14 protein-coding genes are annotated in these 12,259 nt (G+C 76.6%); 8 read left to right on the forward strand and 6 right to left on the reverse strand.

Going from position 1 to position 12,259, the window contains the following annotated elements:
• The first annotated feature begins 95 nt into the window (after positions 1-95).
• From ACYVOF_RS01215 to ACYVOF_RS01225, 3 genes are read left to right on the forward strand one after another with little or no spacing between them, the layout of a single operon-like run.
• A complete protein-coding gene (locus tag ACYVOF_RS01215) occupies positions 96-578 on the forward strand; it encodes a DUF309 domain-containing protein (protein ID WP_460863538.1) in 483 nt (160 codons plus the stop codon).
• A gap of 5 nt (positions 579-583) precedes the next feature.
• The gene (locus ACYVOF_RS01220) at positions 584-862 is read left to right on the forward strand and encodes a DUF6191 domain-containing protein (protein ID WP_460863540.1); all 279 of its coding nucleotides are present in this window, start codon (positions 584-586) and stop codon (positions 860-862) included.
• On the forward strand, positions 859-1,434 hold the full coding sequence (locus tag ACYVOF_RS01225) for a ribulose-1,5-bisphosphate carboxylase/oxygenase large subunit (RefSeq protein WP_460863542.1): 576 nt from the start codon (positions 859-861) through the stop codon (positions 1,432-1,434). Before ACYVOF_RS01220 ends, ACYVOF_RS01225 begins: the two co-directional genes overlap by 4 nt.
• Positions 1,435-1,441: 7 nt before the next feature.
• Here ACYVOF_RS01225 and ACYVOF_RS01230 read toward each other — a convergent pair whose 3' ends face one another.
• The 3 genes from ACYVOF_RS01230 to ACYVOF_RS01240 all read right to left on the reverse strand — a co-directional run bounded on the left by ACYVOF_RS01230 (position 1,442) and on the right by ACYVOF_RS01240 (position 3,415).
• Positions 1,442-2,053, reverse strand: coding sequence for a PadR family transcriptional regulator (locus ACYVOF_RS01230; RefSeq protein ID WP_460863543.1), 612 nt, complete (start codon positions 2,051-2,053; stop codon positions 1,442-1,444).
• A gap of 124 nt (positions 2,054-2,177) precedes the next feature.
• The gene (locus ACYVOF_RS01235; RefSeq protein ID WP_460863544.1) at positions 2,178-2,924 is read right to left on the reverse strand and encodes a 4'-phosphopantetheinyl transferase family protein; all 747 of its coding nucleotides are present in this window, start codon (positions 2,922-2,924) and stop codon (positions 2,178-2,180) included.
• Entirely contained in the window at positions 2,921-3,415 is a 495-nt protein-coding gene (locus ACYVOF_RS01240; protein ID WP_460863546.1) for a GNAT family N-acetyltransferase, read from the reverse strand. The genes ACYVOF_RS01235 and ACYVOF_RS01240 overlap by 4 nt, the downstream gene beginning before the upstream one ends.
• 55 nt (positions 3,416-3,470) lie before the next feature.
• Here ACYVOF_RS01240 and ACYVOF_RS01245 point away from each other — a divergent pair, with 55 nt between their 5' ends.
• Genes ACYVOF_RS01245 through ACYVOF_RS01255 form a run of 3 tightly spaced genes read left to right on the forward strand, consistent with a single transcriptional unit; the run spans position 3,471 to position 5,270 of the window.
• Positions 3,471-3,827, forward strand: a complete 357-nt coding sequence (locus ACYVOF_RS01245; protein ID WP_460863658.1) for a PPOX class F420-dependent oxidoreductase — start codon at positions 3,471-3,473, stop codon at positions 3,825-3,827.
• Positions 3,824-4,384, forward strand: a complete 561-nt coding sequence (locus tag ACYVOF_RS01250) for a homing endonuclease associated repeat-containing protein (RefSeq protein WP_460863548.1) — start codon at positions 3,824-3,826, stop codon at positions 4,382-4,384. Before ACYVOF_RS01245 ends, ACYVOF_RS01250 begins: the two co-directional genes overlap by 4 nt.
• A gap of 10 nt (positions 4,385-4,394) precedes the next feature.
• On the forward strand, positions 4,395-5,270 hold the full coding sequence (locus ACYVOF_RS01255) for an NAD(P)-dependent oxidoreductase (RefSeq protein ID WP_460863550.1): 876 nt from the start codon (positions 4,395-4,397) through the stop codon (positions 5,268-5,270).
• Between the two features lie 36 nt (positions 5,271-5,306).
• Here ACYVOF_RS01255 and ACYVOF_RS01260 read toward each other — a convergent pair whose 3' ends face one another.
• From ACYVOF_RS01260 to ppc, 3 genes are all read right to left on the reverse strand, one after another.
• Positions 5,307-6,125 carry a DUF1206 domain-containing protein gene (locus ACYVOF_RS01260; RefSeq protein WP_460863551.1) on the reverse strand — a complete coding sequence of 273 codons (819 nt, stop codon included), beginning with the start codon at positions 6,123-6,125 and terminating at the stop codon, positions 5,307-5,309.
• A gap of 25 nt (positions 6,126-6,150) precedes the next feature.
• Complete coding sequence (locus tag ACYVOF_RS01265) at positions 6,151-6,957, reverse strand: alpha/beta fold hydrolase (RefSeq protein ID WP_460863553.1); 807 nt, start codon at positions 6,955-6,957, stop codon at positions 6,151-6,153.
• 147 nt (positions 6,958-7,104) lie between these two features.
• Positions 7,105-9,915, reverse strand: a complete 2,811-nt coding sequence (gene ppc, locus ACYVOF_RS01270) for a phosphoenolpyruvate carboxylase (RefSeq protein WP_460863555.1) — start codon at positions 9,913-9,915, stop codon at positions 7,105-7,107.
• A gap of 102 nt (positions 9,916-10,017) precedes the next feature.
• On the opposite strand from ppc, the gene ACYVOF_RS01275 reads away from it, so the two are divergent.
• Both ACYVOF_RS01275 and ACYVOF_RS01280 read left to right on the forward strand, forming a co-directional pair.
• On the forward strand, positions 10,018-10,686 hold the full coding sequence (locus tag ACYVOF_RS01275) for a TetR/AcrR family transcriptional regulator (RefSeq protein WP_460863556.1): 669 nt from the start codon (positions 10,018-10,020) through the stop codon (positions 10,684-10,686).
• Positions 10,628-12,259: an acyl-CoA dehydrogenase family protein gene (locus tag ACYVOF_RS01280; RefSeq protein ID WP_460863558.1), complete on the forward strand. Its 1,632-nt coding sequence runs from the start codon at positions 10,628-10,630 to the stop codon at positions 12,257-12,259. Before ACYVOF_RS01275 ends, ACYVOF_RS01280 begins: the two co-directional genes overlap by 59 nt.

The following is a 12,259-nucleotide window of genomic DNA, read 5'->3' on the forward strand; positions in this document are numbered from 1 at the left end:
CTCACCTGGCCGTTGGAGTGCCATTGGCGCGTTCCAGGCCCCGGTGACGACCACTGGCACTCCAATGGCGCAGCTGGGGTGGGAGGGTGGGCCGGGTGACGGGCCGGGCGCGGGACGAGGACGGGCGGGCCCGCAACGACCGGCCGCGCGACGGGCTGGGCCGCCCCCTGCCCCGCGGCGTGCCCGGCGTGCCCCGTCAGCCGGAGGGGGTGGTCCGCACCCCGGGCGAGACCCTCGAGCTGGCCCAGCAGCTGCTCGACGACGGTCTGCCGTTCCACGCCCACGAGGTGCTCGAGGACGCGTGGAAGGCCGCCGCGGGCCCCGAGCGCGCGCTGTGGCAGGGCCTCGCCCAGCTGGCCGTCGGGCTGACCCACGCCCGGCGCGGCAACCCGGTCGGGGCGTCGTCGCTGCTGGCCCGCGGCGCGGCGGCGATCGGCCCGTTCGCGGCCGACCCGCCCCACGGCGTCGACGTCGCCGGGCTCGTGGCGTGGGCGCGCACCGACCCGGCGGGGATCACCGTGCCCGCGCTGCGCCGCCCCGGCCGTGCTGGCGCAGCACGGCCGACAAGGGGACAGTGACGCAGGTGACCGGGCTCGAGATCTTCTTCAACCCCAGCGCGCGCCACGTGCAGGAGGAGCGGGAGCGGGCCCACACTCGGGTGGACGACGCCGACTCCGGCGCCCCGCCGTTCGGCGTCGACCTCGACCGGATGACGGTGACCCTGCCGCGCCGCGAGCCCGCCCCGGAGTCCACCGTGGATACCGAGCCCGACACCGCCGCCGAGGCGTCCGACGAGACCGGGGACGACCCCGCGGTGCCGGTCGACGACCCCGCCGAGCCCGACGACCCGGCGGACGCGTGAGGCTGCCCGCGCCCCGCGAGGTCGTCGTCACCGCCCGCGGGTCGGCCCGGTACGCACTGGACGCGGCGGTGTTCGTCGCGCTGCTCCCGGTGCGGGTGGCCGCGCTGATCAGCCAGGTCGAGGCGCTGCTGGCCAAGGTGGACCGCGTGGTCGACGAGGCGTCGGTGACCGTGGGCGACGCGCAGCGGGTGGCGCGGGCGGCGGGGCAGGTGGTGCTCGCGGCGAACGAGACGTCGAACGCGGCGCAGGAGCTGCTGGCGCTCTACGAGCCGATCGCCCGGCGCGGGGCCCCGATGCTCGGCCGGTTCGTCGAGGAGTTCGACGCCGACGAGCTCGAGGCGGCCATCCGGATGGTCGACCAGCTGCCCGCGCTCACCGAGGCGATGGTCGACGACATCATGCCGATCCTGGGCACGCTGGACCGGGTCGGCCCGGACATCCACAACCTGCTCGACGTGGCCAAGGACGTCCGCGAGGCCGTCATCGGCATCCCCGGGTTCTCGTTCTTCCGCAAGCGCGGCGAGCACAAGATCGACCCGGAGAAGCAGCCGGAGGAGCGCGCCGAGGAGTGACCCGGGCTCAGGCCTCCGGGGTGGTGGTGCCGGGCTGCGGCCCGTCGGCGAGCAGCAGGTAGAGCGCGCGGCGGGCGGTGGTGAGCACCTCGGCGGCGGCCGCGACCTGGTCGTCGCTGCCGCGGCGGCCGAGCTGACGTGTCGCCGCGTGGACGTCCTCAAGCAGGCCGCGCAGGTCGGGCCGGTCGGTGTTCTGCTCCGTCGCCGCGGCGAACGGGTCCTCCGGCTGGTGCTCCTCGACCCAGGCCCGGCCCGCGTCGGTGATGGTGGCCTGCTTGCGGCCGTGCTCGCGGGTGACCTCGACGAGGCCCTCGTCCTCGAGCTGGGACAGCGTCGGGTAGATCGCGCCGGGGCTGGGCCGCCAGGTGCCGTCGGTGCGCTCGCTGATGGCCTGCATCAGCTGGTAGCCGTGCATGGGCTGCTCGGCCAGGAGCAGCAGGACGGCGGCGCGGACGTCACCGCGCTGGGCGCGGCCGCGTCCCGGTCCGCGGCGGTGGGGCCGGCCGGGTCCGTGGCGCCGCGGCCCGCCGCGACCGCGGGGGCCGGGGCCGTGCGGCCCGTCGTGCTCCGGGCCGTGCTCCGGGTGGTGGTGGGGGTGGTGCACAGGGTTGCCGATCATGGGGTGACCTCCTGGTCATCGGGTGCCCCGACAGCCGGAGCACTACTCGATGAACGATCACGATATATCTTTTGTTCCTGACTGACCAGGCTGTGGACGGAACCTCGCGTCCTGGGTGCAGTAATCACGCACGACCATCACGCACGACCACGCGCAGCGGGCGGTCGGTGAGCACGGCGACGGCCGCGCGGTGGCCGGGCCCGGCGTCGACGTCGGCCAGCGCGATCGTCGACGGCCCCACCCCGGCGGGGCGGTGCGTCCCGGTCCAGTCGAGCACCGCCGGCGCGGCCGCGGGCTCGCTCACCGCGACGTCGACCATGGGCACGGTCAGGCCCTGCCGGGTCGCCTTGAGCACGGCCTCCTTGCGCGACCAGCGGGTGATGAGGTCGGCGTGCGGGTCCGCCGCAGCCCGGTGCCCGGCCAGCTCGCCCGCGGTGAGCACCGTGGGCGCGACCGAGAGCGTGCCCTCCCGCGCGCCCACCTCCTCCACGTCCACCCCCACCGACGGCGCGGTCCCCGCGGCGACGACGACGGCGGCGACCACCACCCGCCCGCCGCTGTGCGACGAGCTGACCGAGACGCGGGCGGCGTCGGGCCCGGTGACCGCCAGCGGGCCGTGCACGGTCGACCCGCACCCGGGGCAGCGCCGGTCGAGCTCGACGGCCCCGACGCCGAGCTCGCGGGCCACGACGCGGCGCAGCAGGGCCTGTGCGGTGAGGAAGCGGGCGCGGTCTGCGGGGCGGCGGAACCGGGCGGCCCGCTGCGCCTCGGCCGCGGGCAGCAGGGCCAGCACGGCCTCGTCGGCCGGGTCCGGCTCGGCCACGTCGACGGTGACCGTGACGGGGGCGGGCACGGCGAGCGGCTCGGTCACAGCCGCAGCTCGTAGCAGCGGGAGAACGTGATGGCCTCGTACGGCGGGTAGATCGGGATCGGGGTCCAGCCGCGCCGGCGGTAGAGCCGCTCGGCCGGCTCCTGGCGGTCCCCGGTCTGCAGCACCACCCGCGCCGCGCCGCCGCGCCGGGCCGCGTCCTCGCACGCCGCCACCAGCAGGTCGGCCACCCCGCGCCCGCGCGCGGCCGCGGTGGTGAACACCCGCTTGACCTCCGGTGACCCGTCGGGCAGCCGCCGCAGCGCCGCGTGCCCCACGGCCTCGCCGTCGAGCTCGGCGAGCAGCGTCAGCACCACCGTCGCCGGCTCGACGTGCAGCGCGTCCCGGATGGCCTCGGACATGCCGGCCGCCCGGTCGGCGTACACCGCGCCCATCTCGACGTCCATCGCGTCGCGCAGCGCCCGCGCGGCGGGGTCGTCGAAGGCCACCTCGCGCAGCACGACGCCGGTCTCGGGGGCGGGGGCGCGGGTCACGCCGCCCACCGTAGTGACGCCTAGCATCGGGGCCGTGGCCGAGGACCTGGCGAGCATGGCGGCGGCGGAGTACGTGCTGCTGACGACGTTCCGGCGCAGCGGCGCGGCCGTGCCCACCCCGGTGTGGGCGGCCCGCGACGGCGACGAGCTGCTGGTCTGGACCGTCGCCGACTCCGGCAAGGTCAAGCGGGTCCGCCGCTCCGGCGAGGTCACCCTGGCCCGGTGCAGCGTGCGCGGCACCCCCGAGGGCCCGGAGGTCCGCGGCACCGCGCGGGTGCTCGACGCCGACGGCACCGAGCGGGCCCGTCGCGCGATCCGGGCCAAGTACGGGCTGCGCGGGTTCCTGGTCATGACGGCGTCGCGGCTGCGGCGCGGCAGCGCGGGCACCGTGGGCCTCGCGATCAGCCTGTGACGGCCGAGCAGGTCCGCGCCTGGGTCCGGGCCCACCCCGGGACCACGCGGGCCGCCGCCGCGCAGGCCCTCGGCGTCGCCCCCGAGGACGTCACCGCCGCGCTGGGCGACGACGCGGGCCGGCTGCTCACCGACGTGCGCGCCCGGGCCGCCGACTTCACCGACGCCGACGTGCACGCCGCGCTGCGCCGGGCCGCGGCCGCCCTGGGGGAGCCGCTCTCGGTGGCCCGCTACGACGCCGCCGCCGACGTCCACGGTGGACCGTCGAGCGCCCGGGTGGTGCAGCGCGCCGGGTCCTGGAACGCCGCCTGCGCGGCCGCCGGGCTCGCCGTCCGGGAGGGCCGCGCCCGCGGGTCGGGCGGCTTCACCCGGGAGACGGTGCTCGCCGCGGTGGTCCGCTACCTCGACGACCCCGCCGCCACCGGGTCCTACGTGGACTACCAGGCGTGGGCGCGGCGCACCCCGGGCGCCCCGAGCGGGCAGACGCTGCGCAACCAGGTGGGCACCTGGTCGCAGGCCAAGGCCGCGGCGCTCGCCGCCGGCCACGACGAGAGCTGAGGAGCACGCGATGAGGGTCACCCTGCTGGGCACCGGAGTGATGGGCACCGGGATGGTGAACTCGCTGCTGCGCGCCGGGCACGACGTCACCGCCTGGAACCGCACCGCGGACAAGGCGGCGCCGCTCGCCGACGACGGCGCACGGGTCGCGGCCGACCTGGCGACGGCCCTGGACGGCGCCGAGGTCGTCGTCACCATGCTGTTCGACGCGGCCACCGTGGCCGACACCCTGGCCGGTCCGCTCGGCGACGGCGCCTGGCCCGCGGGGGCGGTGTGGCTGCAGACCACCACCGCCGGCCTCGAGGGCACCGCCCGGCTGGCCGCGCTCGCCGCCGAGCACGACGTGGCCTTCGTCGACGCGCCCGTCCTGGGCACGGCCGGGCCCGCCGAGCAGGGCGCGTTGCAGGTGTTCTGCTCCGGTGACCCCGACCTCGAGGCCCGGGTGGCCCCGGTGTGCGACGCGATCGGCCAGCGCACCGTGTGGCTCGGTCCCGACGCGGGCACGGCCAGCGGGTTCAAGCTCGTGTGCAACGCCTGGATCGCCAGCATCACCGCCGCCACCGGGCAGTCCGTGGCCTTGGCCCGGGCGCTCGACCTCGACCCGGCCCAGTTCCTCGACGCCATCTCCCGCGGCCCGCAGAACAGCGAGTACGCCCAGCTCAAGGGCCGGGCCATGGCTGCGGCGGCCGCGGGGGACGGCTACGGCGACGTCGCGTTCAGCGTCGACGGGGCGCTCAAGGACGCCCGCCTCATCCACGACGCGCTGGCCGCGCACGCGCTGCAGGGCGGGGTCATGGCCGGGGTGGTCGAGGCGCTGGCCGCGGCGTCCGACGCGGGCCGCGGCGGGGACGACATGGCCGCCGTCGTCGAGGGCTTCCGTGTGTGACAACTGGACCCAGGACGCGAGGTTCCGTTCACAGCCTCACATCCGGGCGTGGCGCGCCCTGACCGCGCAGTACAGCCCGTAGGCGACGAAGCCGACGCCGACCACGGCCAGCAGCACGGTCCCGCCGGGGGCCCGGTCGAGCACCGCGACCGCCCCGGCGGTGCCGCTGGCCTCCGTCGGGTCCGCCTGCACGGCCGCGACCACGACGAGCACCCCGACGATCCCGTACGCCACCCCCTTGGCGAGGTAGCCGACCGTGGCGACGACGACCGTCACCCGACCGAGGTCGCCGGTGGTGCCCCCGGCGAGGTCGCGCAGGAAGCGGCGGCGCACGCCCTTGTCCACCAGGTAGACCGCGACCCCGAGCACGCCGAGGCCGACCGCGCCGACGAGCAGCCGCCCGCCGGGCTGGGCCAGGGCGACGGTGGTCAGGTCGACGGTCTGCTGCGAGCCGTCGCCCCGGCCGCGCACCGCGACCGACGCGGTGACCACGGACAGCGCCAGGTAGACCGCGCCCTTCGCGGCGGTGCGGGTGCCGCGCAGCACCCGTCGCCAGCCCTGCAGGTCGCGGGTGCCCCACACGGATTCCGTCAGCCGCTCCAGGCCCAGGGCCAGCAGACCGACGACGCCGACGACGAGCGCGACCCGGCCGAACGGTGCGCCGGCCACCTGCTCCAGGGCCGAGGACTGCTCGGCCTCGTCGGCGCGCGCACCGAGCGCCACCCGCACCACGATGACGCCGAGCAGCACGTTGACCAGACCGCGGACCGCGTACCCGACACGGGCCACGGTCTCGAAGGCGTCGGTCTCGGTGAGGGCGTGGGCCCGCTCCCCCAGGTCCCGGCCCTCGCTCACCCCCGCAGCATGCCGTGCGCCGCGGTCAGGGCGCGGTGCGGGCGTCAGCGGCCGCAGAGTCCGCAGCGACCGCAGTGACGTCCGCGACCGCCCGGGCCACCTCGACCGGGGCCCGGCGCGGCACGTGGTGCCCGGACCCGGGGGTGGCCCGCAGCCGTGACCCGGCGATGCCCTCGTGCAGCGCGCGGGCCGCGGCGTGCGGGACGACCTGGTCGTCGGGGTCCCCGAGGACGAGCGTGGGCGCGCGGACGTCGGCGAGGCGGGCGCCGAGGGTGGCCTCGGCGGCGACGAGCTCGCGCTGCTCGGTGAGGAAGCTGCGCCACACCGCGCCGTGGGCGTGCCCGGCCTCGGCCCACGTCTGCGAGTAGACGTCCTCGTGCGCCTCCAGCGGACGCCCCAGGCTCTGCACGCGCCGGCGCACCACCCGGCGGGCCAGCCAGGGCGTCAGCCGCCACGCGACGACGGCGGCGACCTCGCCGGTGACGGGCCCGGCGAGCACCCGGTCGCTCAGCGCCACGCAGCCCGGCCCCACGGAGGCGAGCAGCACCAGTCCCTGCACCCGCTCCGGGGCCAGGGCCGCGGCGGTGACGGCGACCCCGCCGCCCCAGGAGTGCCCGACGAGGACGGCCCGCTCGATGCCGGCCGCGTCGAGCTGCGCCAGCGCCCAGCGCGCGTTGGCCTCGTACCCCGCGGCGGGCAGCGGGTTGTCGCCGTAGCCCGGGCGGTCGGGGGCCAGCACCCGGGTGCCGGCGGGCAGGGCGTCGACGACCTCGGCGAAGTCGGCACCGGAGCCGGGCTGGCCGTGCAGCAGCAGGACGGGGGAGGCGCTCACGGGGCCCACGGTAGGGACGGTTCCTGGCCGTGGCCTGTGAGCCGGCCGGGGAGCCTGCCCGGCGGGCTGGTCGAGCGCCGGTGTGTGGCGCCGAGGACCGCCTCAGGCCCGCGACACACCGGCGCTCGGCAGCACGACGGCCGGCGCCTACCCGGAGTTGCGCAGCGCCGTGGCCAGGCCGTTGATCGACAGGTGGATGCCGTGCTTGACCTTCTCCGACTGGTCCCCGGAGCGCCACCGCCGCAACAGCTCCACCTGCAGGTGGTTCAGCGGCTCGAGGTAGGGGAACCGGTTGTGGATGGAGCGGCGCAGCGCCGGGTTGTCCGCCAGCAGGTGCTCGTCGCCGGTGATGGCCAGGTACATCCGCAGGGTCCGCTCGTGCTCGGCGGTGATCGCCCCGAACACCCGCTCGCGGAGCGCCGGGTCCTCGACCAGCCCGGCGTACTCCGCGGCGATGCCCAGGTCGGTCTTGGCCATGACCATGCCCATGTTGGACAGCACCGTGCGCAGGAACCCCCAGCGGCCGTGCAGGTCCCGCAGCTGCGCCAGCCGCGCGTCGGCGGCGTCCGGGCCCTCGGCGTCGACCCAGTCCTGCAGCGCGGTGCCGGTGCCGTACCAGCCGGGCAGCATGATCCGCGCCTGCGACCAGGAGAACACCCACGGGATGGCGCGCAGGTCCTCGATGCGGTCGCCCTTCTTGCGCGACGGCGGCCGGCTGCCGATGTTGAGCTCGCCCAGCTCCGTCAGCGGGGTGGCGGCCTTGAAGAACTCGACGAACCCGTCCGTCTCGTGCACCAGCCCCCGGTAAGCCAGCCGGGCCCGCTCGGCCAGGTCGTCGAGCACCCGGTAGGCGTCCTCCGCGGTGTCGCCGAGGCCCTCGACGTCGAGCAGCGAGGACTCCAGCGTCGCGGCGACCAGCGCCTCGAGGTTGCGCCGGGCCAGGCCGGGCTCGGCGAACTTGGCCGCGATGACCTCGCCCTGCTCTGTGATGCGCAGCGACCCCGCCACCGCCCCGGGCGGCTGGGCGAGGATGGCCTCGTAGCTGGGCCCGCCGCCGCGCCCCACCGCGCCGCCGCGGCCGTGGAAGAGCCGCAGCCGGACCCCGTGCTCGCGCGCCACCTCCACCAGCTCCAGCTCGGCCCGGTACAGCGCCCACGTCGAGGCCAGGTAGCCGCCGTCCTTGTTGGAGTCGCTGTAGCCGAGCATCACCTCCTGGCGGTCCGCGCCGGAGCCGACGAGCGCGCGGTAGAGCGGCAGCTCGAGCGCGGCGCGCAGGGTGGGGGCGGCCGAGCGCAGGTCCTCGATCGTCTCGAACAGCGGGGAGATGGCCACCGAGCACGTCGGCGGGGCGTCGCCGAGGCCCGGCACCAGCAGGCCGACCTCCTTGAGCAGCACCGCCACCTCCAGCAGGTCGGAGACCGACGAGCACATGGAGATCACGTAGGTGGGCACGGCCAGCGGGCCGAGCACCCGGACGGCGCGCGCCGCGGCCCGGACGATGGCCAGCTCGCTGGTGGCGAGGTCGCTGAGCTCGGCGTCCTCCCGCACCAGGGGTCGGCGCAGCGTCAGCTCCTCGGCCAGCAGCGCCACCCGGGCGTCCTCGTCGAGCCCGGCGTAGTCCGCGCACACCCCCGCCCACGCCAGCAGCTCACCGACGACCTCCTCGTGCACCTCCGCGCCCTGGCGCAGGTCGAGGCTGGAGAGGTGGAAGCCGAACACCTCCACCGCGCAGCGCAGCCGGGTGAGCCGGTCGTCGGCCAGCGGTCCCGCCCCGTGGCTGCGCAGCGAGGTGGCGATGACGTCGAGGTCGGCGATGAGGTCCCCGGGTGTGGCGTAGGGCGCGGAGACGGTCTCCCGGCTGGGGTCGGTCTCGGGCTCCTGCCCGGCGGCGACGGCCGCGGTCGCGCGCAGCCGGGCGCCCATCCCCTTGAGCGCGCGGCGGTAGGGCTCGTCGACGCGGAAGGGGGAGTCGTCCCCGGACACCTCGGCCAGGGCGACGAGCTCGGGGGTGGGGGTGACCAGGCGGTCGGAGATGGAGAGCTCCGCGCCGAGGGCCTCGAGCTCGCCGAGGTGGTGCTCCAGCGCGGTGGCCGCGGCGCGGCGGGTCGCGTGGGTGACGGCGTCGGCGGTGACGTTGGGGTTGCCGTCCCGGTCCCCGCCGATCCACGAGCCGGGCCGCAGCATCGGCTGCGGGAGCAGGTCGGCGTCGGGCCAGCGCTGCGCCAGCTGGGCGCGCAGGTCGGCGTTGATGGCCGGGACGACCTCGAACAGCGACAGGCCGTAGTAGCGCAGGCCCTCCTCGATCTCGTCGGTCAGCCGCAGCCGGGACAGCCGCAGCAGCGCGGTCTGCCAGAGGGTGAGCACGCTGCGCCACAGGTCGGCGTCCCACCGGTCCTGGTCGTCGGGCTCGACCAGGCCCGCGTCGCGGCGGCGGATGAGCTCGGTGACGTGGCGCTGCACCCCGAACACGGTGCGGCGGCGCACCTCAGTGGGGTGGGCGGTGATGACGGGGGCGGCCAGCGCGCCGGCGAGCTCGCGGACCACGGTGGCCTCGTCGACCCCGGCGGCGTCGATGGCGGCGAAGGCCGCGGCCAGGGTGCCCTGCTGCGGCGGCGAGCCCGCCCGGCGGTGGTGGGTGCGGCGGCGCTCGTGGTGCAGGTCCTCGGCCAGGTTGGCCAGCAGCGAGAAGTGGCTGAACGCGCGGATCACGTGCACCGCGTCGGGCGCGCTGAGCTCGGCCAGCGTGGCGGCCAGGCCCTCGCGCTGGGCCTCGCTGCGACGGACCTTGAAGGCCTCGACGCGGGTGGTCTCGACGAGGTCGAAGACCTCCTCGCCCGCCTGCTCGCGGACCACGCGGCCGAGGACCTCGCCGAGCAGGCGCATGTCGTCGCGCAGCGGGACGTCGGTGTCCGGGGAGTCGGAGTCCTGGCGCAGCGGGAGGCTGTTCGGGGCTGACATGGGCCCCAGTCTCGCGGGACCGTGTGACGAGCAGGTGACGCAAGATCGGAACCCGGGTTCAGGGGTTCCTCGCAAGCTCGGAATCGTGGTTCACTGCTTGGCGTGGCCTACCGACGCACCCCCGCGGTGCAGGCGCGGCTCGACGCCACCCGGGCCGAGCTGCTGTCCGCCGCCCACGCGCTGGTGGCCGAGCACGGCTACGCCGGGTGCACGGTGACCGCGCTGGCCGCCCGCGCCGGGGTGGGCACGGGCACCGTCTACCGCTTCTGGCCCGGCAAGGGGGAGCTCTTCGCCGAGGTGTTCCGGGTGGCGTGTGCGCGCGAGGTCCGGGCGTTCACCGACGCCGCGGAGGTCGACGGCTGCGTGTGCACCCGGCTGACCGCGGCGGTGGGGACCTTCGCCCGACGCGCCCTGGCCGCCCCCCGGCTGGCCCACGCCCTGCTCGTCGAGCCCGTGGACCCGCTCGTCGACGTCGAGCGCCTCGCGTTCCGCGCCGCCTACCGGGACCTGCTCACCACCCTGCTCGACGCGGGCGTCGCCGCGGGGCAGGTGCCCGCGCAGGACACGGCGACCACGGCGGCAGGCGTGATCGGCGCGATCGCCGAGGCGCTGGTGGCCCCGCTCGCCGCCGGGCACGCCGGGCCCGGCGCCACCCCCGGCACCGTCGACTCGCTCACCCTGTTCACCACCCGCGCCATCGGAGGCCGCCACGATGATCACCCACGAGGTCACCAACCAGGTGCCGCCGCTGCTGGGGCACGACGAGGCTGAGCACCCCGCGCTGCTCGAGGCGCTGCACCGCGCCGGGGCCGGCTGGGCCGCCGACGAGGTGCACGAGCTCGGTCGGCTCGCCGGCAGCGAGGAGGCGCGCGGCTGGGGCGACCTCGCCGAGGCGCACCCCCCGGTGCTGGCGACCCACGACCGCTACGGCCACCGCGTCGACCGGGTGGAGTACGACCCGGCCTACCACCGGCTCATGGCCACCGCCGTCGGCCACGGCCTGCACGGCGCCCCGTGGGCCGACGAGCGCCCGGCCGCCCACGCCGCGCGGGCGGCGAAGTTCCTCGTGTGGGGCTCCGTCGACGCCGGGCACTCCTGCCCCATCTCGATGACCTACGCCGTGGTGCCGGCGCTGCGCGCGGACCCCGGGCTGGCCGCGGCCTACGAGCCGCTGCTGACCTCGCGGCGCTACGACCCGAGCAGCGCTGCGCCGCTGGCGAAGTCGGGGCTGACCGCGGGCATGTCGATGACGGAGAAGCAGGGCGGCTCCGACGTCCGCGCCGGCACCACCCGGGCCGTGCCGCAGGCCGACGGGTCGTGGCGGCTCACCGGGCACAAGTGGTTCACCTCCGCGCCGATGTCGGACCTGTTCCTCGTCCTCGCCCAGGCCCCGGGCGGTCTGTCGTGCTTCCTGCTGCCCCGGGTGCTGCCCGACGGCACCCGCAACCCGATGCTGCTGCAGCGGCTGAAGGACAAGCTGGGCAACCACTCCAACGCCTCGTCGGAGGTGGAGTACGACGAGGCCGTCGCGCACCTGGTCGGCGAGGAGGGCCGCGGGGTGCGCACCATCATCGAGATGGTCAACCAGACCCGGCTCGACTGCGTGCTCGGCTCGGCCACGGGCATGCGGGTGGGCGCGCAGCAGGCCGTCCACCACGCCACCCACCGCGCCGCGTTCGGCCGCCAGCTCGTCGACCAGCCGCTCATGGCCAACGTGCTCGCCGACCTCGCGGTGGAGTCCGAGGCGGCCACGACGGTGGGGATGTGGCTGGCCGGGCTGACCGACGCGGCGCTGGTGGGCGACGACCGGGCTGCGGTGCTGCGCCGGATCGCGTTGGCCGTGAGCAAGTACCACGTGTGCAAGCGGGGCCCCGGGCACGCGGCGGAGGCGCTGGAGTGCCTGGGCGGCAACGGCTACGTCGAGGCGTCGGGCATGCCGAAGCTGTACCGGGAGGCGCCGCTGCTCAGCGTGTGGGAGGGCTCGGGCAACGTGGCCGCGCTCGACGCGCTGCGGGCCATGGCGCGCTCCCCGGAGACGGTGGCGGTGCTGCTCGACGAGCTGGACTCCGCGGCGGGCGGGGACGCGCGGCTCGACGAGGGGGTGGCCCGGCTCAAGACCGAGCTGGCCGACCTCGACGGGCTCGAGCACCGGGCCCGGCGGGTGGTGGGGCTCATGGCGACCGCGCTGCAGGGGATGCTGCTGGTGCGGCACGGCCACCCGGCGGTCGCGGACGCGTTCTGCGCCAGCCGGCTCACCGGGGACCACTCCGGGGTCTACGGCACCCTGCCCCGTGGGGTCGACACCACGTCGATCATCGCCCGCCACACCCCGAAGGTCGGCTGA

The organism is Rhodococcus aerolatus (assembly GCF_054783215.1).

Excerpts from the sequence above, each read along its gene's own strand:
- ACYVOF_RS01230 (WP_460863543.1), bottom strand. The coding sequence starts at position 2,053 with ATGATCGGCAACCCTGTGCACCACCCCCACCACCACCCGGAGCACGGC.
- ACYVOF_RS01255 (WP_460863550.1), top strand. The coding sequence starts at position 4,395 with ATGAGGGTCACCCTGCTGGGCACCGGAGTGATGGGCACCGGGATGGTG.
- ppc (WP_460863555.1), bottom strand. The coding sequence starts at position 9,915 with ATGTCAGCCCCGAACAGCCTCCCGCTGCGCCAGGACTCCGACTCCCCG.
- ACYVOF_RS01245 (WP_460863658.1), top strand. The coding sequence starts at position 3,471 with ATGGCGGCGGCGGAGTACGTGCTGCTGACGACGTTCCGGCGCAGCGGC.
- ACYVOF_RS01280 (WP_460863558.1), top strand. The coding sequence starts at position 10,628 with ATGATCACCCACGAGGTCACCAACCAGGTGCCGCCGCTGCTGGGGCAC.